At 73.7% G+C, this 21,406-nt stretch carries 24 protein-coding genes; 17 read left to right on the top strand and 7 right to left on the bottom strand.

The window, feature by feature from the left end; translation table 11 throughout:
- Nucleotides 1–1,260 (bottom strand): anthranilate synthase component I family protein (locus ACTHMS_RS01665; protein WP_440304943.1); only part of this gene is annotated, 1,260 nt, incomplete at its 3' end.
- Between the two features lie 28 nt (nucleotides 1,261–1,288).
- On the opposite strand from ACTHMS_RS01665, the gene ACTHMS_RS01660 reads away from it, so the two are divergent.
- On the top strand, nucleotides 1,289–1,537 hold the full coding sequence (locus ACTHMS_RS01660; protein ID WP_440304942.1) for a DUF2530 domain-containing protein: 249 nt from the start codon (nucleotides 1,289–1,291) through the stop codon (nucleotides 1,535–1,537).
- A gap of 12 nt (nucleotides 1,538–1,549) precedes the next feature.
- Here the strand turns inward: ACTHMS_RS01660 and ACTHMS_RS01655 are convergent, their stop codons facing one another.
- Complete coding sequence (locus ACTHMS_RS01655) at nucleotides 1,550–2,293, bottom strand: DUF3027 domain-containing protein (protein ID WP_440304941.1); 744 nt, start codon at nucleotides 2,291–2,293, stop codon at nucleotides 1,550–1,552.
- Nucleotides 2,294–2,415: 122 nt separating this feature from the next.
- Here ACTHMS_RS01655 and ACTHMS_RS01650 point away from each other — a divergent pair, with 122 nt between their 5' ends.
- From ACTHMS_RS01650 to ACTHMS_RS01635, 4 genes are read left to right on the top strand one after another with little or no spacing between them, the layout of a single operon-like run.
- Nucleotides 2,416–4,131 carry an MFS transporter gene (locus ACTHMS_RS01650; RefSeq protein ID WP_440304940.1) on the top strand — a complete coding sequence of 572 codons (1,716 nt, stop codon included), beginning with the start codon at nucleotides 2,416–2,418 and terminating at the stop codon, nucleotides 4,129–4,131.
- Nucleotides 4,132–4,147: 16 nt separating this feature from the next.
- Nucleotides 4,148–4,627 (top strand): DUF2771 family protein, encoded by a 480-nt coding sequence (locus ACTHMS_RS01645; RefSeq protein ID WP_440304939.1) that lies wholly within the window; start codon nucleotides 4,148–4,150, stop codon nucleotides 4,625–4,627.
- Between the two features lie 13 nt (nucleotides 4,628–4,640).
- Nucleotides 4,641–5,249, top strand: coding sequence for a futalosine hydrolase (locus ACTHMS_RS01640; RefSeq protein WP_440304938.1), 609 nt, complete (start codon nucleotides 4,641–4,643; stop codon nucleotides 5,247–5,249).
- Nucleotides 5,246–6,061, top strand: coding sequence for a 1,4-dihydroxy-6-naphthoate synthase (locus tag ACTHMS_RS01635; RefSeq protein WP_440304937.1), 816 nt, complete (start codon nucleotides 5,246–5,248; stop codon nucleotides 6,059–6,061). The genes ACTHMS_RS01640 and ACTHMS_RS01635 overlap by 4 nt, the downstream gene beginning before the upstream one ends.
- A 167-nt stretch (nucleotides 6,062–6,228) precedes the next feature.
- On the opposite strand, the gene ACTHMS_RS01630 is transcribed toward ACTHMS_RS01635, so the two are convergent.
- The gene (locus tag ACTHMS_RS01630; protein ID WP_440304936.1) at nucleotides 6,229–6,612 is read right to left on the bottom strand and encodes a cold-shock protein; all 384 of its coding nucleotides are present in this window, start codon (nucleotides 6,610–6,612) and stop codon (nucleotides 6,229–6,231) included.
- Between the two features lie 105 nt (nucleotides 6,613–6,717).
- Between ACTHMS_RS01630 and ACTHMS_RS01625 the strand changes: the two genes are divergently transcribed.
- The 4 genes from ACTHMS_RS01625 to ACTHMS_RS01610 all read left to right on the top strand — a co-directional run bounded on the left by ACTHMS_RS01625 (nucleotide 6,718) and on the right by ACTHMS_RS01610 (nucleotide 11,560).
- The gene (locus tag ACTHMS_RS01625; RefSeq protein ID WP_440304935.1) at nucleotides 6,718–6,993 is read left to right on the top strand and encodes a hypothetical protein; all 276 of its coding nucleotides are present in this window, start codon (nucleotides 6,718–6,720) and stop codon (nucleotides 6,991–6,993) included.
- A gap of 31 nt (nucleotides 6,994–7,024) precedes the next feature.
- Complete coding sequence (locus tag ACTHMS_RS01620; RefSeq protein WP_440304934.1) at nucleotides 7,025–7,225, top strand: hypothetical protein; 201 nt, start codon at nucleotides 7,025–7,027, stop codon at nucleotides 7,223–7,225.
- 16 nt (nucleotides 7,226–7,241) lie between these two features.
- Entirely contained in the window at nucleotides 7,242–9,689 is a 2,448-nt protein-coding gene (locus ACTHMS_RS01615; protein WP_440304933.1) for a helicase-associated domain-containing protein, read from the top strand.
- A gap of 188 nt (nucleotides 9,690–9,877) precedes the next feature.
- A complete protein-coding gene (locus tag ACTHMS_RS01610; protein ID WP_440304932.1) occupies nucleotides 9,878–11,560 on the top strand; it encodes a DNA repair helicase XPB in 1,683 nt (560 codons plus the stop codon).
- 171 nt (nucleotides 11,561–11,731) lie between these two features.
- On the opposite strand, the gene ACTHMS_RS01605 is transcribed toward ACTHMS_RS01610, so the two are convergent.
- Nucleotides 11,732–12,382, bottom strand: a complete 651-nt coding sequence (locus ACTHMS_RS01605) for a hypothetical protein (RefSeq protein ID WP_440304931.1) — start codon at nucleotides 12,380–12,382, stop codon at nucleotides 11,732–11,734.
- Nucleotides 12,383–12,532: 150 nt separating this feature from the next.
- On the opposite strand from ACTHMS_RS01605, the gene ACTHMS_RS01600 reads away from it, so the two are divergent.
- From ACTHMS_RS01600 to ACTHMS_RS01590, 3 genes are all read left to right on the top strand, one after another.
- Nucleotides 12,533–12,964 (top strand): SRPBCC family protein, encoded by a 432-nt coding sequence (locus tag ACTHMS_RS01600; protein ID WP_440304930.1) that lies wholly within the window; start codon nucleotides 12,533–12,535, stop codon nucleotides 12,962–12,964.
- On the top strand, nucleotides 12,961–13,377 hold the full coding sequence (locus tag ACTHMS_RS01595; RefSeq protein WP_440304929.1) for a hypothetical protein: 417 nt from the start codon (nucleotides 12,961–12,963) through the stop codon (nucleotides 13,375–13,377). The genes ACTHMS_RS01600 and ACTHMS_RS01595 overlap by 4 nt, the downstream gene beginning before the upstream one ends.
- A gap of 94 nt (nucleotides 13,378–13,471) precedes the next feature.
- Nucleotides 13,472–14,260 (top strand): esterase/lipase family protein, encoded by a 789-nt coding sequence (locus ACTHMS_RS01590; protein ID WP_440304928.1) that lies wholly within the window; start codon nucleotides 13,472–13,474, stop codon nucleotides 14,258–14,260.
- Between the two features lie 6 nt (nucleotides 14,261–14,266).
- Here the strand turns inward: ACTHMS_RS01590 and ACTHMS_RS01585 are convergent, their stop codons facing one another.
- Nucleotides 14,267–14,662: a response regulator transcription factor gene (locus ACTHMS_RS01585; protein WP_440304927.1), complete on the bottom strand. Its 396-nt coding sequence runs from the start codon at nucleotides 14,660–14,662 to the stop codon at nucleotides 14,267–14,269.
- Nucleotides 14,663–14,825: 163 nt separating this feature from the next.
- On the opposite strand from ACTHMS_RS01585, the gene ACTHMS_RS01580 reads away from it, so the two are divergent.
- Genes ACTHMS_RS01580 through ACTHMS_RS01565 form a run of 4 tightly spaced genes read left to right on the top strand, consistent with a single transcriptional unit; the run spans nucleotide 14,826 to nucleotide 18,467 of the window.
- Nucleotides 14,826–15,362, top strand: coding sequence for a DinB family protein (locus ACTHMS_RS01580; RefSeq protein ID WP_440304926.1), 537 nt, complete (start codon nucleotides 14,826–14,828; stop codon nucleotides 15,360–15,362).
- A gap of 9 nt (nucleotides 15,363–15,371) precedes the next feature.
- Entirely contained in the window at nucleotides 15,372–16,169 is a 798-nt protein-coding gene (locus tag ACTHMS_RS01575) for a hypothetical protein (protein WP_440304925.1), read from the top strand.
- 17 nt (nucleotides 16,170–16,186) lie between these two features.
- Nucleotides 16,187–18,046 (top strand): Na+/H+ antiporter, encoded by a 1,860-nt coding sequence (locus tag ACTHMS_RS01570; RefSeq protein ID WP_440304924.1) that lies wholly within the window; start codon nucleotides 16,187–16,189, stop codon nucleotides 18,044–18,046.
- Nucleotides 18,047–18,056: 10 nt separating this feature from the next.
- The gene (locus ACTHMS_RS01565) at nucleotides 18,057–18,467 is read left to right on the top strand and encodes an MSMEG_6728 family protein (protein ID WP_440304923.1); all 411 of its coding nucleotides are present in this window, start codon (nucleotides 18,057–18,059) and stop codon (nucleotides 18,465–18,467) included.
- Between the two features lies 1 nt (nucleotide 18,468).
- Here ACTHMS_RS01565 and ACTHMS_RS01560 read toward each other — a convergent pair whose 3' ends face one another.
- Nucleotides 18,469–19,044 carry a hypothetical protein gene (locus tag ACTHMS_RS01560; protein WP_440304922.1) on the bottom strand — a complete coding sequence of 192 codons (576 nt, stop codon included), beginning with the start codon at nucleotides 19,042–19,044 and terminating at the stop codon, nucleotides 18,469–18,471.
- Between the two features lie 137 nt (nucleotides 19,045–19,181).
- Between ACTHMS_RS01560 and ACTHMS_RS01555 the strand changes: the two genes are divergently transcribed.
- Complete coding sequence (locus ACTHMS_RS01555) at nucleotides 19,182–20,798, top strand: glycoside hydrolase domain-containing protein (protein WP_440304921.1); 1,617 nt, start codon at nucleotides 19,182–19,184, stop codon at nucleotides 20,796–20,798.
- Between the two features lie 79 nt (nucleotides 20,799–20,877).
- On the opposite strand, the gene ACTHMS_RS01550 is transcribed toward ACTHMS_RS01555, so the two are convergent.
- Nucleotides 20,878–21,406 (bottom strand): TCP-1/cpn60 chaperonin family protein (locus ACTHMS_RS01550; RefSeq protein WP_440304920.1); only part of this gene is annotated, 529 nt, incomplete at its 5' end.

The following is a 21,406-nucleotide window of genomic DNA, read 5'->3' as shown; positions in this document are numbered from 1 at the left end:
GAGCTCGCGCGCCGATCGATCGAGCCGGGCCAGGTGCTCGACCACCCGCACCGGCCGACCGCCCTGCACGGCGAGCGTCTCGAGCAGGCCGCCCGCGACGTGCGACGCGCTCGGCCGCAGTTCGGGCGAGGCCGTCACCGACGATCCCAGCGCCGAGACCAGTGGGGCCGCCTTGTGCAGGCACTCGTGCCACTCGCGCACGGGCACGCTGTCGGCGGTGATGCCACCCCCGACGCCGAGTTCGATGCGTCCAGCGGAGATCTCGAAGGTGCGGATCGCGACGTTCCACTCGGCGGCGTCGGCGCCGGCGTACCCGATCGCGCCGGTGTACACGCCCCGCGGCGCCGCCTCGAGCGCCGCGATCTCCGCCACCGCGCTGTGCTTGGGCGCGCCGGTCACCGAGCCGGGCGGGAACGTCGCGGCGAGCAGCGACGCGTCGTCGACGTCGGCACGCAGCTCCCCCTCGACGGCCGACACGAGCTGCCACACGCCCGCGTGCGGTTCGACGACGCAGAGCTCGGGCACGCGCACAGAGCCGGTGACGCAGACGCGGCCGAGGTCGTTGCGCAGCAGGTCGACGATCATGACGTTCTCGGCACAGTCCTTCACCGAGCGCCGCAACCGCTCATCAGCGCCGAGCACCCGGGGCAGCGTGCCCTTGATCGGCCGTGTCGAGACGGTGCGTCCGACGCGGCGCAGGAACACCTCGGGACTCGCGCTGAGCACGTGCCGGTCGCCCGCGCGCACGTAGGCCGCCCGGTCGGGACGCAGCGCCAGCAGGGCCAGGAACGCCTCGACCGGGTCGCCGGTGAAGTCAGCGGACAGCCGCGTGCACACGTTCACCTGGTACAGCTCGCCCGCACGGATGCTGCCGATCGCCTGCTCGACGGCGGCGAGATGCCGCGCGGCGTCCGCGCCGCCGAACGGTCCGCTGCCGAAGGGGCGCGCCGCCGGTGGGGGCGCGGCCAGCCGGCGGGCCAGCTCGTCGGCCTCGTCCACCGGCCCGGACGCCACCACCGACCACTGCCCGGCGCGCAGCACGAGCAGGTGGTCGTGCCGGGTCAGCCGCGGCGGTCCGTCGTACGGCAGCACACCGAGCCACCACCCGTCCGCCGGGCCGGGCGGCAGGTGGTCGGCGACGCGCGTCGGCGCGCGGGCGACGACGGTCGCGCCGCCGGCCCACGCACCGGTGAGGCAGACGAGGTCGGGTTCGTCGCGCAGGACGCGCAGCACCCCGGCGAGGTCGAGCGCGGTGGGCACCGGGCGTCCCCCGGCTAGAGTCGGGCCCGTGAGCACGTCCGAGGGCGCGAAGCCGGCGCTGGTGGTGCCGCCGCCGGCGCCCATCCGCTCCGGCCCCATCGCGCTCATCGGCACGATCGCCTTCCTCGTCGCCTTCGTCGCCCTGCTGCCGTTCACCGGCTGGCTCGGCGACCACGGCCACCGCATCTGGCTCTGGACGAGCCTGGCCGGATTCGTCGAGGGCCTGTTCGGCTCGGCGCTCGCCTACCGGCACCGCCTGGCCGGCCGCACCCTCTGACCGTCGGACCGATCAGAGCGAGAGCGGCATCTCGCCGTCGTCGTAGACCACCGCGGCAGCCTCGGCCGTCATCGTCGGCTCGGCACGCACCGACGAGTGCGCGCCGCAGCCGTACTCGACGCTCACCACCTGGCCGTCGACCTCGGTGACCTCGTTCGCGCAGACGCCGAAGCCGGCGCGCAGCGACCCGGCCAGCGGCACCAGGAACCCGCACGTGCCGCACGTGGCCGGCGCCTGCCGGGCCATCGGCGCCGCGGGGCCGTTGCCGTCGATCCAGCGCTCGGCCGCCTGCAGCCGCCCCTCGCGCGAGAGCACCTGCTCGCGCCCGAGGCCCAGCTCGAAGGCCACCTGCTCGACCTCGGGATCGTCCGAGTCGACATAGCCGGGCACCAGCCGCGGGTCGTCGGGCGCCGTCGGCAGGAGGTCGCCCGGGCTCAGGTCGCCCGGACGCACCCGCTGGTGCCACGGCACCCAGGCGGGCGGACGCAGCGCGCCCTCGCCGGGCAGCAGCACCACCTCGTCCACGGTCGGCTCGGCGCCGGGCACGCGGGCGAGGGTGACGACCCACATCCAGCCGGTGTAGCCGGGGAGCGTCGAGACGAACGCGTGCGAGACGACGTGCTCGTCCTCGGGCAGCACGGCGAGGTGCGCGCCGACCGAGTCGCCGCCCACCTCGCGGGCGGCCTGCTGGGCGAGCTCGACCGCCGCCGCGAGGACGTCGTCGAGCGCAGCGGTCGCGGTACCGGGTTCGGTCACCCATCCATTGTCCCTGCCGCGCGGACGCGGCACGAGACCGCCCCGCCGGCGCGTGCCCTCCACCGCGCGGGCGACGCGCCGCGTCGACGGAAAGTGTCGTGGCTCTGGGGCAGGATGGGGACGTGGCCAAGCAACGCGACCCGAAACCGCCCGGGCGGTTCTCGAAGTCCGGCCACACGAGCCACCGCCGCGACCCGCTGCCCGACGCGACGCCCGGTCCGCCGACACGCCGCATGGCGCCGCCCCCGGCCTACCCCCCGCCCGAGTACGCGCCCCCGGCGGCCTACCCGCCCCCGGCGTACCCGCCGCCGTACGACCAGGGTCACCACGGCGGGTACGGCCACGCCGGCCCACCCCCGTCGTCCGGGCCGCGCACCGCCCGCGTCCCCCTCGACGGCGTCGACGAGTTCGGCCACCCGACCTATCACGGTGACGACAAGCCGCGCAGCCCGGCGATGGCGATCACCGTCGCCGCCGCGCGCGGCACGAACAAGGTCGCCCGTACGGTCACCCGCAAGGTCATCACCGCGAGCAAGGCCGACGGCGCGCACGAGTCCGGGCTCACCGCCCTCATCTGGAACCAGGTGCTGAGCTACGGCACCGACGCGATGGTCACCGTCGCGCTGGCGGGCACGGTCTTCTTCGGCGCGTCCACCCACGCCCAGCGCGGCAACGTGCTGCTGTACCTGCTCATCACGATGGCGCCGTTCGCGGTGATCGCGCCGGTGATCGGCCCGCTGCTCGACCGGCTGCAGCACGGCCGGCGCTGGACGATGGCCGGCACCGCGGTCGTCCGCGGCGTCCTCGCGCTGATCATGGCGAAGTACAGCAGCGAGTTGCTCGTGCTCTACCCCTGTGCCCTCGGTTCGCTGGTCATGTCGAAGGCGTACGGCGTCGTGCGCGCGGCCGCCGCACCGCGGCTGGTGCCACGGACGATGACGCTCACCGAGGCGAACGCACGGCTGACCATCTTCGGGCTCGGCTCGACGATCGTGCTCGGCGGCCTCGTCGGCGTGCTGATCAAGGTCACCGGCTCGTACAGCTTCGGCCTGTTCGTCACGGCCATCGGCTTCTTCGCGTGCGCCGTCTTCGCGTTCAAACTGCCGGCGAACGTCGACTCCGCCGTCGGCGCCGCCCGGCACCCGCAGGAACCGCCACGCCCGCGCACCCAGGATCGGGTGCCGCCGCTGACCCGCCTGCAGTCGTGGGCCCGCCGCGGCTTCGACGACCACCTGGTCATCGCGCTGCAGGGCGAGTCGGCGCTGCGGCTGCTGTCGGGCCTGCTGACGATCTACCTCGCCTTCTACGTCGAGTCGACCCAGCACGGGCTCACCGGCGTACTGCAGCTCGGCGGCGTCGTCGGCGCGGCCGGCGTCGGGAACTTCCTCGGCACCGCCATCGGCACCCGGCTGGCCATGCACCGTCCCGAACTGATCATCGTCATCTCGGTCTGCACCGCGGCGTTCGCCTGCCTGCTCGTCGCGCTGCTGTTCGACATCCTCGTCGCGATCCTCGGCATGCTCGTCGCGGCGATCACCAACGCCCTGTCGAAGATCGCGCTGGACGCCCTCATCCAGCGCGACGTCGTCGAGACGCTGCGCTCGACCGCCTTCGGCAAGTCCGAGACCTTCCTGCAGCTGGCGTGGGTCGTCGGCGCCGCCGTCGGGGTGGTGCTGCCCACCAGCAACGGCCGCTGGGGCTACATCGTCCCGACGGTCGTACTCGGCGGGGTCGGGGCCGTCGTGGCACTGCGTCACCGGGCTCTCACTCAGGCCTCCGCCCGGCGTGAGTGGCCCGAGCGCCCCGGTACCGTGGCGGGCGATCCGTACCAGTCGTGACCTCGCAGGAGTCCTCGTGATCGCTCGGGCCCGCCGCCTCCGCTCGTCCTCCCGGCGCCCGCTGGCGTTGGCCGGCGTGCTGGTCGCCTCGGTCGGCCTGCTCGCCGCGTGCGACAAGCCGGTGCCCCAGGTGACCGTGCAGAGCGGCTCGGACAGCACGACGGTCGACTACCTGAGCTTCTGCTTCGACAAGGACCACTGCCACTACCGCAAGGGCGCCGGCGGCACGCTGCACGTCGCGAAGGGCGCCACGATCCTGGTCGACGTGCCCCGCGCGATCGCGAAGGGCCAGTGGAGCGTCCGGTCGGCCCAGTTCGTCGGCAACGGCACGGCCAAGGCGCTGCAGGACCCGGGCGTCAACTCGGGCGTCCGCAAGGACACCCACACGGCCCGGCTGCAGGTCGCCACCAGCGTCAACGACTACTACCTGGTCGTCACGAGCGCGAACGGCACGCAGGTCGGTCAGTGGGTCGCCGAGGTCAAGGTCGACAACTGACCGTGCCGCTACGATGACCCTGCTGGTGGTCTGCGCCGTCGAGGCCGAGCGTGACGCCATCGGCGCGACGAGCGCCGAGGTGATCGTGGGCGGGGTCGGGCCGGTCGAGGCCGCCGCCGCCACCGCCGCCCGGCTCACGCACGGGGGCGTCGACCTCGTGATCGGCGCCGGCATCGGTGGCGGGTTCGCGCCGCTGACGCACGGCGACATCGCCGTCGCGTCCTCGATCGTCTTCGCCGACCTCGGCGCCGAGACGGCCGACGGCTTCGTGCCGTTGCCGTCGCTCGGCTTCGGCAGGGTCGCCTACGAGGTGCCGCCCGCGCTCGCCGTGCAGCTGGCCGACCGCACCGGCGGACACCTCGGCACCGTGCTCACCGTCGCCACGGTCACCGGCACCGCTGCCACCGCCGACGCGCTGGCCGAGCGCTACCCCGACGCCGTCGCCGAGGGGATGGAGGGTGCGGGCGTCGCGGCCGCCGCCGCGCGCTTCGGCGTGCCCTGCGCTGAGCTGCGCGCGGTCAGCAACCCGGTCGGCCCGCGTGACCGCGACGCATGGCGCATCCCGCAGGCCCTCACCGCGTTGGCCGCGGCGATCGCGTCCGTCGCAGACTGGATGCCATGACGTCCCCGCTGCGGCTCGCCTTCTCGCCCTGCCCGAACGACACGTTCGTCTTCCACGCCTGGACGCACGGCCTGATCGAGGGCGCACCGCCGGTCGAGGTCACCTACGCCGACATCGACGTCACGAACACGGCGGCCGAGCGCGGCGAGTTCGACGTGGTGAAGGTCTCGTACGCGGCGCTCCCGTGGCTGCTCGACCAGTACACGCTGCTGCCGTGCGGCGGCGCGCTCGGCCGTGGGTGCGGCCCGCTGGTGCTGACGCGCGAGCCGCTGGACTCGCTCGACGGCCGGACCGTCGCCGTCCCGTCCGAGCGCTCGACCGCCTACCTGCTCTTCCGGCTCTGGGCGGCCGGCGCGAACCCGGCCGCGATCGACGTCGTGCCGTTCGCCGAGATCATGCCGGCGGTGCGCGACGGCCGGTACGACGCGGGGCTGGTGATCCACGAGGCACGGTTCACCTACCCGCACTTCGGCCTGCAGGCGATGGTCGACCTCGGCGAGTGGTGGGAACGCGACACCGGCCTGCCGATCCCGCTCGGCGCCATCCTGGCCCGCCGCGGGCTCGACGCCGACCGCCTCGCCCGCGTCGTCCGCGCCTCGGTCGAGCACGCCTGGGCCGACCCGACCGCCTCGGCCGGCTACGTCGCCGAGCACGCCGACGAGTTGTCGCCCACCGTGCAGGCGCAGCACATCGCGCTCTACGTGAACGAGTTCACCCGCGACCTCGGCGACGAGGGCTACGCCGCCGCCGAAGCCCTCCTCGGCCGCGCGCACGCCGCCGGCCTGGTGCCGCGCAATCCCGCGCTGCGCTGATCACCGGCGACGCAAAAGGGCCGTCGGGTCGACCACCAACGCGATGAGCGCTCGCGCGAAGAGCCCGCCCGCCGCCATGCGGCGCGAGCGAAGCGAGCAGCGGACCGACGACGGACCCGAGCGCCAGCGAGGGTTCCCGAGGAGGATCCGCACCAGGGCGGAGAAGGCTATGCGTCGAGTTGGTCGGCCACGAAGCGCAGGACGCCGGCGACCTTCTTGCCGTGGGCACGGTCGGGGTACTTGCCGTGCTGCAGCGCGTTGGACATGCCGTCCAGCAGCTTGATGAGGTCCTCGACGAGCGGGGCCATCTCCTCGGCCGGCTTGCGCGACGCCCGGGTCACCGACGGCAGCGGGTCGAGCACGCGCACCTGCATCGCCTGCAGCCCCTTGCGACCCGAGACGATGCCGAACTCGACGCGCTGGCCGGGCTTGAGCTCGGCCATCCCGGCGGGCAGGGCGTCCTTGTGGACGAAGACGTCGTCGCCCTCGTCGTTGGACAGGAACCCGAAGCCCTTGTCCGCATTGAAGAACTTCACCTTGCCGGTCGGCACGACCTACTCCTCACACGACTGGAGGCACCGTCGGAGCGACGGTGCCTCGTCCAGCTGCCAAGGTTACTGCGCGGCGCCCCGGACTTCACAGGGGATACTGGACGGGTGCCTGCCACCGACGCCGACCCGGACACCGGTCGCCGAACGTCCCGCACCGTGCGCATCGGTCTGGTGCTGTTCGTGCTGGGCCTGGTCTTCATCGCGATCGACGTGCTGCCGTTCTTCGTCGACGACCACAACCGGCCGCTCTGGCTGAACCTGCTCTGCCTGCTGGCGCCGATCGGCGGCGCGATGGCGGTCGGCTCGGCCTTGCGTGCCGGACGCGAGGAGCAGCGCGAGGCCGTACGCCGAGCCGCCGCACAGCGTCCTCTGGCAGACTGAACCTTCGACCCGGACCCGAAAGGAACCCCTCATGGCCGGCGCCACCGAGCGGACCCCCGCCATCGTCTCGCCCGCGCACCCGGACGACTTCGTGGTCTCGGAGCTGCTGGGGTCGGAGGCCGGAGCGCACTCGCCGTTCGGCCCGGAGATGATCTTCCCGCTGCCCGTCGAGAAGCTGCACTACGTGCACCCCGGCCCGGAGTCGCGTCCCAACCTGGCGGGCGACCACTGACCCAGCCGGAGCCCGCGTGAGCGTCGAACCGCCGGCGCGGGACGACGCAGCCCCGCGACCGACGCTCACCGACTGGCTGCGCGGACGAAGCGACCGCGAGCTCGCCGAACTCCTGCGTGCCCGACCCGACCTGGCGGTGCCGCTGCCGAGCGATCTCGCCGCGGTCGCGGGGCGCCTGGGCGTGCGCACCTCGGTGCAGCGTGCGGTCGATGCGCTCGACGCCTTCACCCTGCGCGTGCTCGAGGCACTCGTGCTGGCCGCCGACGCACGCGACGACGTCGACCCGGAGGCGGCCGCGCGGCTGCTCGACGGGCTGCCGGCCGATCCGGCGATCGACACGCTGCTCGCCCGCGGCCTGATCTGGGGCGAGGCGCCCGCGCTGCGGCTCGTGCCGAGCGCGCGGGAGGCCGTCGGCACGTACCCCGCCGGGCTCGGCCGCCCCGCGGCACTGCTGTTCCGCACCGTCGCCGACGTGCAGCTGCGGCCGGTGCTGGCCGCCCTGGGGCTGCCGCCGGGCCAGCAGCCCGCGAGCGGCATCGCGGTGGCCGAGCGGGTCGGTGACCCCGACTGGCTGCGCGACCAGCTCGCCGCGCTCGTGCCCGACGAGCGGGCGCTGCTCGAACGACTCGCCGCAGGTCCCCCCGCTGGCACGGTGCGCCGCGCGCAGCTCGCCGTCGTCACAGGTGAGACCTCGGTGACCCACCGCCTGATCAGCCGCGCGCTGCTCGTGGCGATCGACGCCCAGACCGTCGAGCTGCCGCGCGAGGTCGGCATCGCGCTGCGCCCCCATCCCCTCGGACGCGTGTCGCCCGAGCCGCCCCGCTACGAGCCCGTGCAGCGCGACCCGCAGGAGCTCGACCGCATCGCCACCACCGCCGTGCTCGACCTGCTGCGTCGGGTCGAGGCGCTGGCCGACAGCTGGACGGCGCAGCCGCCCGCGCTGCTTCGTGCCGGGGGCGTCGGGGTGCGCGAGCTGCGCCGCACCGCCCGCACGCTCGGTCTGGACGAAGCGACCACGGCCGTCGTCATCGAGGTCGCCTACGCCGCCGGACTGATCAACTCGACCAACACCGTCGAGCCGGTGTTCCTGCCCACCCCCGAGTACGACGCCTGGCGCTCGCGCGAGCCGGCCGCACGCTGGGTGCCGCTGGCCACCGCGTGGCTCGCGATGACCCGGCAGCCGATGCTGGTGAACCAGCGCGGCGACCGCGAGCGGCTCATCAACGTGCTGTCGCCCGACGCCGAGCGCGGCACCGGACCGGCGCTGCGGCGCCAGGTGCTCGACACGCTGCTCGCGCTGCCGCCCGGCGGCGCCCCGCCGAACCGCGAGGCGGTGCTCGACCAGCTCGCGTGGTTCGCGCCGCGGCGCGCGGCCGGGCAGCGCGCGATGGCGATGGCGGTGCTCGAGGAGGCCGACCTGCTCGGCCTCACCGCCGCGGGCGGACCGACCGGGTTCGGCCGCACGCTGCTCGCCGCGCCGCCGGCGTCCGGCGCCACGGCCGCAGCGGCCCAGGAGTCCGCGCTGGCCGCGCTCGCCTCGGCGCTGCCCGTGCCGGTCGACGAGTTCGTGGTGCAGCCCGATCTCACCGTCGTCGTGCCGGGTCCGCCCACCGCGCCGGTGGCCGCCGAGCTCGACCTGCTCGCCGACCTCGAGTCGACCGGCGGCGCCCACGTCTACCGCATCACCGAGGCCAGCGTGCGCCGCGCCTTCGACGCCGGACGGCAGGCAGCCGACCTGCTCGACTTCGTCGGCATGCGGTCACGCACGCCGGTGCCGCAGGCGCTCACCTACCTCATCGAGGACGCCGCGCGGCGCCACGGCGTGCTGCGCACCGGCGCCGCGTCGGCCTACCTGCGCAGCGACGACGAGGCGGTGCTCGCCCGGGTGGTCGCCGACCGGTCGACCGCCGCCCTCGACCTGCGGCTGCTCGCCCCGACCGTCGCCATCTCGACCGCGCCGGTGAACCGGGTGCTGGAGGTGCTGAGGGCCGCGGGCTATGCCCCGGCGGCCGAGGCCGCCGACGGCTTCGTCGTGGCGCTCGACGCCGAGCCCGCGCGCTCACCCTCGCGTCCGGCACCCCGGCCGTTGCGCACCACCGGCCCGGCCGAGTCGGACGCGCAGCTGGCCGAGACGGTGCGCCGCATCCGCAGCGGCGACGCGCTGAGCTCGATGAGCCGGCGCGTGCCGGCCGCCGCGGCGAACATCCCGGGCGTCACCTCGGCCGCGACGATGGAGCTGCTGCGCAAGGCGGTGCGCGAGTCGCGCCGCGTCGACATCGGCCTCGCCCTGCCCGACGGCAGCATCAGCCAGCACACGGTGCGTCCCATCTCCCTCGGCGGCGGCGTCGTGCGCGGCTACGAGCAGGGCCACGCCGGCCTGGTCAGCTACGCCGTCCACCGCCTGACCGCCGTGATGCTCAGTCCCGACGACGACATCGACGACGACCCCGAGACCCCCGCCTGACCCCGCTTTGCGCCTGCAGCTGTCGCCTCGACGGCGGCAAATCGCACGCACGCGGCGCAAAGCCAGGCCCAGCCAGCCGCTTTGCGCCCCCAGCTGTCGGCTCGACGGCGGCGAACCACACACACGCGGCGCAAAGGCGCCACGCCGCAAGGCAGAATGAACGTTCCCCTGTCTGCGTTGGAGATCGTGTGAACGACGGCCCTCTGATCGTCCAGTCCGACAAGACGCTGCTGCTCGAGGTCGACCACCCGATCGCCCAGGAGGCCCGGGCGGCGATCGCGCCGTTCGCCGAGCTCGAGCGCAGCCCCGAGCACGTGCACACGTACCGCCTGACCCCGCTCGGCCTGTGGAACGCCCGCGCCGCCGGGCACGATGCCGAGCAGGTCGTCGACGCGCTCGTCCGCTACAGCCGCTACGCCGTGCCGCACGCGCTGCTCGTCGACGTCGCCGACACGATGGACCGTTACGGGCGCCTGCAGCTCGCCAAGCACCCGGTGCACGGCCTGTGCCTCATCTCGCTCGACCGCGCCGTGCTCGAGGAGGTGCTGCGGCAGAAGAAGATCGCGCCGATGCTCGGCCAGCGCATCGACGACGACACCGTGCTCGTGCACCCGAGCGAGCGCGGCCGGCTGAAGCAGGCGCTGCTCAAGGTGGGCTGGCCGGCCGAGGACCTCGCGGGCTACGTCGACGGCGAGGCGCACCCGATCGACCTCGACCAGGACGGCTGGCAGCTGCGCGACTACCAGCAGCAGGCCGCCGACATGTTCTGGGACGGCGGCAGCGGCGTCGTCGTCCTCCCCTGCGGCGCCGGCAAGACCATGGTCGGCGCGGCCGCGATGGCGAAGGCCCGCGCCACGACGCTGATCCTGGTGACGAACACCGTCGCCGGACGCCAGTGGAAGCGCGAACTGCTCGCCCGCACCTCGCTCACCGAGGACGAGATCGGCGAGTACAGCGGCGAGAAGAAGGAGATCCGCCCGGTCACCATCGCCACCTACCAGGTGATGACGGCCCGGCGCGGCGGCGAGTACCGGCACCTCGAGCTGTTCGACTCGCGCGACTGGGGCCTGATCATCTACGACGAGGTGCACCTGCTGCCCGCACCGATCTTCCGCCTCACCGCCGACCTGCAGAGCCGCCGCCGGCTCGGGCTCACCGCGACGCTGATCCGCGAGGACGGCCGCGAGGGCGACGTCTTCAGCCTGATCGGCCCCAAGCGCTACGACGCGCCGTGGAAGGACATCGAGAACCAGGGCTGGATCGCGCCGGCCGACTGCACCGAGGTGCGAGTGACGCTCACCGACGCCGAGCGGATGACCTACGCGACCGCCGAGCCGGAGGACCGCTACAAGCTCGCCGCCACCGCGCGGACGAAGCTGCCGATCGTCCAGGCCATCGTCGACCGGCACCCGGACGACCAGGTGCTGGTGATCGGCGCATACCTCGACCAGCTCGACGACGTGTCCGAGGCCCTCGGCGGCGCCCCGGTGATCCAGGGCTCGACGACCAACAAGGAGCGCGAGAAGCTCTTCGACGCCTTCCGGCGCGGTGAGGAGCAGGTGCTCGTCGTGTCGAAGGTCGCCAACTTCTCGATCGACCTGCCGGAGGCGGCCGTCGCGATCCAGATCAGCGGCACCTTCGGCTCGCGGCAGGAGGAGGCGCAGCGGCTCGGCCGGGTGCTGCGTCCGAAGCACGACGGACGCCAGGCGCACTTCTACACCGTCGTCTCGCGCGACACCCTCGACGCCGAGTACGCCGCCCACCGCCAGCGCTTCCTCGCCGAGCAGGGGTACGCATACACGATCATCGACGCCGACGACCTGGTGGCCCCGCTGCCCGACCTCCCGGACGTGCCGACCGACGACGAGTGAGTAGGCCCGGCCCGCGCTCCCCAGGCACGGGTCGCATCATCAGGTGACTCGTCCAGCCGGCAGTGATCGGCGAGGTCGCGCTCGGAAGTCTCGGCATCGGGTACGTCGATGCGCCCCACCGTTGATCATTGCGGTCTGCTGGACCGCCCGCGGCACACCGGACCGCAATGATCACGAGCGCTTCGTCCGCTCGAACTGCGGGACGAGGTCGGCCAGGCCGATCGTGATCGCGACGGCGATGGCGACCAGAGCGTCACGCTCGGCAGTGGACGGCGGCGCGTCGGCGGTGACCTGCAGACCGAAGCGCCGCATCGGCAGCGACCCGGCACCGCTGCCGGTGACGAGCATGACGAGGTCCCCGGCGTCCCGCAGCGCGTCGCGCACCGACCACTCGGTGTTCGTGCGCACGTCGACCGCGCGGGCCAGCACGCTGCCGTCCGGACGCGTCACCGCCATCGGCAGCTTGCCCTTCGTCGGCGGCCCGTCGGGCTGCACGTGCAGCACCACGGCGCCGTCGGCCGCGCGGTACTCGGACGGTGCGCCCGGCGTGATCGTCGCGACGACCGCGCCGCCGGCGTCGAGCACCCGGGTCGGGGCGCCGCCGGCCACCTCGACGACCTGCTCGCGGCCGTCGGCGAAGGTGACGCCGTGCCGGCCGGCCCCGCCGTTGCGCCAGCCCATGAGCACGGCGGTCCGGGTGCGGCGTCCGTCGGCCGACGACTGCACCGCCGTCGCGACCGCACCCGTGTCGTCCACGACCTGCAGGGCCAGCGCGTTGTTCTTCCGCCGCGACGCCTTCGCGTCGAGTGCGTAGCCGGTCATCGTCCCCCCACACGAGCGGTCAGCACGCGTGGCGCGGATGCTAGGGCCGGCGGCGCCTGGGTGTCCATGCCCCGGGGCACGACGCGCGCCGGGACCGAAGCGGTCGCAACGGCCCGGTCGCGGCACCCGGACGGCTCGTAGCGTCGCGCCATGGTCGCAGTGCACGCCGAGGTCGACATCCACGCCGATGCGGCCGCCGTCCTGGCGGTCCTGGCCGACCTGCCGGACTACCCGGCGTGGTCACCGGTGCACAAGGCCGCCCACGTCGACAGCGTCGACGACGCCGGACGTCCCCGGCGCGCGACGATGCGGGTGACGGCGGCCGGACTCGCCGACGAGCAGGTGCTCGACTACGAGTGGAGCGACCTCGGCGTGCGCTGGTCGCTCGTGAAGGCCGGGCAGCAGCGCGGCCAGCACGGCAGCTACCGGCTGCGCGAGCACGGCGGCGCCACGCACGTCAGCTACGACCTCGACATCGAGCCGTCCATCCCGGTGCCGGGCTTCCTCGTCCGGCAGGTGATGAAGAAGGCCGTCACGGCTGCCACCGAGGGCCTCCGCCGACGGGTCGAGTCGCTCGTGTGACCCGCACGCGACCACCCCACCACCGCGCCCGACCGGACGACCGGGCGACGGCGCGCCGCGCGGTGTGGTGGGCGGTCGTCGCACTGGCCGGCTTCGTGACCATCGCCAGCGTCATCGACACCGCGACCGCCGACCCGCGATCCGGTGAGGGTTGGATCGGCGGCCCGCTGCTGTTCGTCCTGGCCGGCGGGCCGCTCATCGCCGTGGCCCTGGGCATGCGGTCGCCGCGCCCGGGCGTCGCGCGGGCGACCGGCCTCGCCGCACTGCTGCTCGCGCTGGCCGCGGCCGCACTGCTCGTCGTGCAGCTGCGGGACAGGGGCGAGACCCCGGCCGACCGGCTGCTGCAGCTGGCCGCGTCCGTCGTCTACCTCGGCGTCTTCCTCGTGGAAGATCAGGCGCCCCGCGATCGTTGATGAGTCGACCACATCGGTTCATCGTGCCCGTCCGACGGGTACATGACCCTCGGACGCCTCGACAGTGAGGCCGCACGGACTCGGGTGATGACACATGGTGGCGGTGTTGCCACCGGCGCTGCTGGCGCCGGACACGGACTACAAGCCGACTGCGGCCGCGCTCGCCGCCGAGCGTCGCGCCTACCGCGATCTGCTCGGCGTCTTCGGCCGGCGGGTGCCGCAGCCGACACCGGACGCCGCCGTGCCAGTCCTGCTCGTCCCCGGCTTCATCGCGGGCGACGCCTCGCTCGCCCTGCTCGCGCGACACCTGCGCCGTCAGGGCCACCGCACCTTCGGCAGTTCGGTGGGCGCCAACCTGGGCTGCACCGACGACATGGTCGAGCGGCTGCTGCGCCGCGTCGAGCAACTCGTCGCCGCCGAGGGCCGCAAGTTCGTCGTGATCGGGCACAGCCGCGGCGGCATGATCGCCAAGCTGGCCGCCCAACGGCGTCCGGACCTGATCTGCGGCCTCATCGTGCTGAGCGCGCCAGTCACCGGCCAGCTCAGCGTCGCCGCGCACGTGCGCAAGCAGCTCGAGTGGCTGTTCAAGCTGCACGAGCGCGGCTTCCGTCGCGTGATCAGCGCCGACTGCGTCACCGGCGAGTGTGCGACGCGCGTCGCCGAGGAGCTCGCGCTGCCGCTCGCCGACGGCGTGCAGTACACGTCGGTCTACTCGCAGTACGACGGGATCATCGACTGGCACAGCTGCCTCGACCCGGACGCCGAGCTGGTCGAGGTGGAGGCCGGTCACAACGGCATGGGCGCGCACCCGGACGTGATGCGGGTCGTGGCCGAGCGCCTGGCCCGGCTCACGCGCAGTGTCGCGGCCGACGCCGCCGCCTGAGCTGCGTCAGCCCAGCACCGAGTCGATCTTCTCGGCCAGGTTCATGCGCAGGCCCTTCTCGATGTAGCCGTCGGCGCCGAGCTCGAGGGCCTTCTGCGCCATGCTGCCCTCGTCGAAGCCGGACAGCACCAGCACCCGCACGTTCGGCACCGCGTCCCTGATCAGCGGCAGCGCCTCGAGCCCGTCCATGCGTGGCATGGACATGTCGAGCAGCACGACGTCGGGCTGCAGCTCGGTCGCGCGGGACACGGCCTCCTCACCGTTCGCGGCCTCGCCGACCACCTCGAACCTGCCGGTGCGCTGCAGCTGCAGACGCAGCAGCATGCGGACGTCCTGGAAGTCGTCGGCGATGAGGATGCGGGGATGGGGCGTCGGCGTCTCGCCGGTCGCGCTGTCCGTCACGGTCACTCCGAGTCTCGGCGATGCGTCGCTGCCACGACGCGGGGCCAGGCTCGACCTTAGCGGTCGCCGTGCCCGTCGGCGCCGAGCCCGACCGTCGTGATCCCGACGCAGCGTGACGCGATGTCGGCGGCAGCCGCGCACCGGGTTCGCCAGGATCCAGGGCATGACCGCTCCCGCCGCCCCGCCGCCGGACACGAAGGACTGGACCTGGGTGCTCGGCGAACGCTGCGCCGACTGCGGCTACGACGCCGCGACGGTGTCGTTGGCCGACGTCCCCGCCGGCATCGACCGGGTCGTCGCGACCTTCACGGCACGACTCGCCGACCCGGACGCGGCCGCCCGTCCCGCACCCGACATCTGGTCGCCGGTCGAGTACGCCTGTCACATCCGCGACGTCTGCCGGATGTTCACGGTCCGTCTCGATCGCATGCTCACCGAGGACGACCCGCAGTTCGCGAACTGGGACCAGGACGCCACCGCGCTGGAGGAGCGGTACTGGACGCAGCAGCCGGCCACCATCGCCGCCGAACTGCAGCAGGCCGCCGGCGAGGTGGGTGCCGCGTTCGCGGCCGTGCGGCCCGACCAGACCGACCGTCGCGGACGGCGTTCGGACGGTGCTGCGTTCACCGTCGACTCGCTCGGCCGCTACTTCCTGCACGACCTCGTCCATCACGAATGGGACATCACGGCACGCAGGTAACGTGGCGGCGTGACCTCGCGCCGACCGCTGACGCTGCTGCTCGCCGCCGGCCTCGCCGCGCTGACCGCGTGCTCGTCGAGCGGGCAGCGCGAGAGCCCGCCGACGACGGCCTCCTCGACCCCGTCGACAGCGACGTCGAGCGCGCCGTCGCCCGCCGAGCTGTCGGCGAAGGTGCGGCAGGGCGTCGCGTCGGTCAGCACTGCCACGTTGAGGGTGCAGGCGACCCTGCTGAACCAGAAGGTGGACGGCAGCGGCCCGGCGACCTTCGCGAACGGGCAGCTGACCGGTGTCGACCTGGCCGGCAGCATCGCCGGCGTCGGCAAGGTGCGCGTGATCCTCAGCGGCGGCAAGGCGTACGCGCAGGTGCCGACCGGCCTCAACACCAGTGGGAAGCCGTGGCTGGCGGTGAGCGCCGACAGCAAGAACCTCGTCGCCTCGCAACTCGGCGGGGCCCTCAGCGGCATCCAGGGCGCGGCCTCGCCGACCAACCTCGTCACCTTCATCGCCGCCGCCAAGTCGCTCACCGACGACGGCCCGGCGATCATCGACGGCACCGCCACCACCCACTACACGCTCGTGGTGGACGCAGCGAAGCTGCCCGCGGGCTTCCCCGGCAAGGACGACTACACCACCACGTTGGCCGGTTCGGCGACCGAGCTGTGGCTCGACGCGCAGGGCCGCCCGGTGCGGGTGAGCCGGCAGGCCGTGGTGCAGGGCGCCAAGGTGCCGATCACCATCACCGCGAGCGCGTTCGGCGCACCGGTCACGATCACCGCGCCGCCGGCCGACCAGGTCGCGACCGGCTGAGCTGACCCGCCCGCACCATGCACGTCGCCCTCGTCCTGCTGGGCCTGGTCGCGGTCGTCGGGTTCGTCGCCGCCGGCGCGCGCCGGGTCGGGATGTCCGAGCCGCTGCTGCTCGTGCTCGTCGGCGTCGCGCTGTCGTTCATCCCCGGCCTGCCGACGATCGAGCTCAAGCCGGACATCGTCCTCATCGGCCTGCTGCCGCCGCTGCTGTACGCGGCCGCGATCCGCACCTCGCTCGTCGACTTCAGGACCAACAAGCGGCCGATCGTCCTGCTCTCGGTCGGTCTCGTCGCGTTCTCGACGCTCGCCGTCGGCGCGGTGACGTACTGGACGCTCGCGGGCCTGCCGCTCGCGGCCGCCTTCGCGCTCGGCGCGGTCATCGCACCACCGGACGCCGTCGCCGCCACGACCGTCGTGAAGCGCGTCGGCATCCCCCGGCGCATGGAGTCGATCCTCGAGGGCGAGAGCCTGCTCAACGACGCAACCGCGCTCGTCGCGCTGAACACGGCGTTGGCGGCGCTCGCCGGCAGCGTCTCGACCGTGCATGTCGGCCTCGACTTCGTGCGCGCCGCCGGCGGCGGTGTCGCGATCGGTCTCGCCGCCGCGCTCGTGCTCGCCGCCGTGCGCCGCCACATCACCGATCCCGTGCTCGACACGACGCTGAGCTTCGCCGCCCCGTGGGTCGCGTTCCTGCCCGCCGAGGAGGCGAAGGCCTCGGGCGTGCTGGCCGTGGTGGTCACCGGACTGATCCTCGGCCACAAGTCGCCGGTGCTGCAGACGGCGGCGTCCCGGATCGCCGAGAACACCAACTGGCGCACGGTGCAATTCCTGCTCGAGAACGTCGTCTTCCTGCTCATCGGGCTGCAGTTGCGCGCGCTGCTCGACGACGTGCAGGGCGAGCGCATGCCGTCGGCGCAGATCGTCGGCATCTGCGCCGCGGTCTTCGGTGCCACCGTCCTCTCGCGCGTGCTGTGGGTGTTCGCGTCATCCGGCGTGCTGCGACTTTTGCACGCACCGACCTGGCCGCCCCGCATCAGCGCGGTCGTGTCGTGGGCCGGCATGCGCGGCGTCGTCACACTCGCGGCGGTCTTCCTCATCCCTGCCGGCACCCCGCACGTCGCGATCCTGCGGCTCGCCGCCTTCACGGTCGTGGCCGGCACGCTGCTCGTGCAGGGCCTCACCCTGCCGTGGCTGGTGCGGCGGCTCGGGCTCACCGGTCCCGACGCCGCAGAGGACGCGTTGCAGGCGGCCGGGCTGGTGACGAACGCGGCGCGGGCCGGGTTGGCGGCGCTCGAGGAGATCCGCAGCGACGACGACCCGCCCGAGGTGATCGACGAGCTGCGGCAGCGCGCCGAGCGGCGGCCGAACCGGATCTGGGAGCAACTCGGACGCGCCCACACCGAGCTCGAACCACCCGGCGCGGCCTATCGCCGCCTGCGCATGCAGATGCTCGCCGCCGAGCGGTCGTCGATCCTCGAGGCGCGCGACGAGGGCAAGTACGACGACGCCGTGCTGCGCTCGGCGCTCAGCGCGATCGATCTCGAGGAGTCGCTGCTCGACCGCATCGAGGACGCCTCAACCCGTGTTGAGGAAGAGCTGACCACCGACTCGGTGCGCGCCGGCGACTGCAAGCACCTGCGCGACTCGCCCCGCGTCGCGGTCGCCCGGACACCCGACGGCTGCGAGGAGTGCCTGCGCGACGGCACCCGCTGGGTGCACCTGCGGCTGTGCCTGGCCTGCGGGCACGTCGGCTGCTGCGACTCGTCGGTCGGCAAGCACGCCACCGGGCACTTCCACGAGACCGACCATCCCGTCATGCGCTCGATCGAGCCGGGCGAGGCCTGGCGGTGGTGCTTCCCCGACCAGTTGTTGGGGTAGCCATTCCGGGGTGCAGACCTTCCTGCCCTCGCCGTCCTACACCGAGTCGGCCCGCGTGCTCGACGACGCCCGGCTCGGCAAGCAGCGCGTCGAGGCGTATCAGGTGATCCGCACGCTCGACGGGGTCACGAAGGGCTGGCAGCACCACCCCTGCGTGAAGATGTGGCGCGGCCACGAGACCGCGCTGCTCGAGTACTCGACGGTCGTGTGCGAGGAGTGGATCCGCCGCGGCCACCTCGACACGGTGCTCGAGAAGCTGCAGGTGCACGCCCGTCCCGACCCTGCGGTGCCGCCGCCGTGGCTCGGCGACGAGCGGCTGCACGCGAGCCACCGCAGCAACCTGTTGCGCAAGGACGCCGAGTTCTACGGGCGGTTCGGCTGGACCGAGCCGCCCGATCTGCCCTACTGGTGGCCGGTCTGAGTCAGCGCCGCACGGCCGCCAGCAGCGCCGTGTAGGACGCGACGAGCTCCTCACGTTCGCTGACGAGCAGTGGGTCGGTCATGCGGCAGCCGCCCGCGACCCAGGCGTCCGAGTGCCGCATCGCGACCACGCGGTGCACCGCCGCCGGACGGACCGCGTCCGGCTCGGCGCGGTAGACGTAGCCGTAGAGCTCGACGAGGCAGTCGGCCAGCTCGTCCTCGCCGTATTGGCTCTGCCGCTGGTGGGCGCGGTGCACGCGCCACCACTCGACCTCGCGCCGCGCGGCCTCGACGGGGTCGAGGGCGAGGCCGCCGTCGCGCTGCACCAGGGCGTAGAAGCGGCGCATGTACTCCCGCGCCCTCGCCGGGTCGTTGTCCGGCACCGGCGCCCACGCCTGGTTGGCCCGCAGTACGTACCAGGCGCCGAGCAGCGTCCGCGGCCGGTTCATGCCGAAGCCGATGCGCACCATGCGCACGGACGCCGTGAGCACCGCCCGCCAGTCGCGGCGGTAGTAGCCGATCCACGCGTCGCACTCGGCGTTCCCGAGCGCCACCGGGTCGAAGTCGCGCGGTCCCATGCGCGGCATCCTCGCACCGCCGTCGCGTGCCGACGAGGCCCCTGCCCGGGCACGACTCGGGCCGCACCGACTGCGATCGCCCCTGGGCGGCGCATGCCGACCGTGCTGCCCTGACAGCGGACGGACGAGGAGGGGCGATGATCGGACGGGTCCCGGCGGCGACGGCCGCGCTCGCGATCGTGCTCGTGATCGTGACGCCGGCGGCGCGGCCGGCGCAGGCGGTCGGGCACGGACCCCAGCGGATGGTCGGGGCGCAGCCGGTGATCGCGTCGCAGCCGGTGATCGCGTCGCAGCCGGGCACCGTTCACGGTCTCGCGTTCGATGCCTGCACCGCACCGAGCTCGGCGAGCATGGACGCGTGGCTCGCCTCGCCGTACCGTACGGTCGGCGTCTACGTCGGGGGCAGCAACCGCTTCTGCGCCCAGCCCGAGCTCACCGCCGCGTGGGTCGCCCACCAGGTCGCGTCCGGGTGGCGGCTGCTGCCGCTCTACCTGGGCCTGCAGGCGCCGTGCACCACCTCGACCAAGCAGCACCTCATCGACCCGGCCCGGGCGGCGGCGCAGGGCGTGGCCGAGGCCGACAGCGCGGTCGCCGCGGCGACGGCGCTCGGCCTGCCGCCGGGCAGCACCCTCGTGTTCGACATGGAGGCCTACCGCGTCGGCGACGCCCGCTGCCGCAGCGCGGTGCTCACCTTCCTCGGCGCCTGGACGCAGCGGCTGCACGACCGCGCCTGGCTCAGCGGCGTGTACGCGAGCATCGCTTCGGGGGTCACCGACCTGGTGGCCGACTTCGGCTCGGTGCGGCGGCCGCACCCGGACTACCTCGACCTCGCGCGCTGGGACGGCGTCGCGACGACGGACAACCCAGCGGTGCCCGCCACGATGTGGGCGCCGCACCGCCGGGTGCACCAGTACCGCGGCGGGCACGACGAGACGTGGGGCGGCGTGACCCTCAACGTCGACAGTTCCGTCGTGGATCTCGCGCCGCCGCCGACACCGACCTTCGGGGACCTGACCGGGAACGGCTGGACCGACCTGCTCGCCCGCAGCCCGTCGCGCCGCACGCTGTCGGTGTACGCCGGCAACGGCGTGGCCTTCGAACCGGCCCGTGCGCTGCCCGGCGACTGGACCGACTACGACGTCCTCACCCGGCACGGCGACCTCACCGGCGACGGACGCGACGACCTCATCGCCCGCAACCGGCTCAGCGGCCGGCTGTGGCTCTACCCCGGCACCGGCACCGGCTGGGGACGGCGGATCGAGCTCGGGCACGGGGGCTGGCGGGCCTACCGCGGGATCACCGTCGTCGGCGACCTCACCGGTGACGGGCGTCCGGACCTCATCGCCATCGAACTGCGCACCGGCGCGCTGTTCGTCTTCCCGGGACGCGGCACCGCCCTCGCCGGGCGCATCCGCATCGGCTCGGGCTGGAGCGCGATGAGCGCGATCGCCGCCATCGGCGACCTGACCGGCGACGGGCGGGCCGACCTGCTCGCCCGCGAGACCGCGACCGGCGTGCTCTACCTCTACCCGGGCTCGCCGCGTGGCGGCTTCGCGCGGCGGGTGTCGCTCGGCGGCGGGTGGGCGGGCCGGCGCAACCTCGTCGGCGTCGGCGACCTCGACCGCGACGGGCATCCGGACCTGGTCGCGGTCGACATCGCCACCGGCGTGCTGTACCTCTACCGCGGGCGGACGGGCGGACTGCTCCCCCGCGTCCGGCTGTCGTCGGGGTGGACCGGACGCACCCTCTGCTGACCGGGTCTCCGGGCCGGGGACAGCGAACGGGGCGGGTCCCGAAGGACCCGCCCCGCGTCGTTGAGCTGGTGAGGCCGGACTAGAAGTCCATGTCTCCGCCCATGCCGCCACCCGGGGCCGCCGGAGCGGCCTTCTCCGGCTTGTCGGCGACGACGGCCTCGGTGGTGAGGAACAGCGCGGCGATCGACGCTGCGTTCTGCAGCGCCGAGTTGGTCACCTTGCGCGGCTCGACGATGCCCTCGGCGAACATGTCCACGTACTCGCCGGTCGCGGCGTTGAGGCCGTGACCCGCGGGCAGCGAGTTGACCTTCTCCGCCACGACGCCACCCTCGAGACCGGCGTTGACGGCGATCTGCTTGAGCGGCGCGGTCAGCGCGACGCGGACGATGTTCGCGCCCGTGGCCTCGTCACCCTGCAGGTCGAGCTTCTCGAACGCGGTCACGGCGGCGTTCGCGAGCGCGACGCCACCACCCGGCAGCAGGCCCTCCTCGACGGCGGCCTTCGCGTTGCGGACGGCGTCCTCGATGCGGTGCTTGCGCTCCTTGAGCTCGACCTCGGTGGCGGCGCCGACCTTGATCACCGCAACACCGCCGGCCAGCTTGGCCAGG

Source organism: Jatrophihabitans sp. (assembly GCF_051960575.1).
Taxonomy (GTDB): domain Bacteria; phylum Actinomycetota; class Actinomycetes; order Mycobacteriales; family Jatrophihabitantaceae; genus JBQCEE01.
The sequence above is the reverse complement of the archived record's forward strand: the minus strand, read 5'-3'. Positions and strand labels throughout refer to the sequence as shown.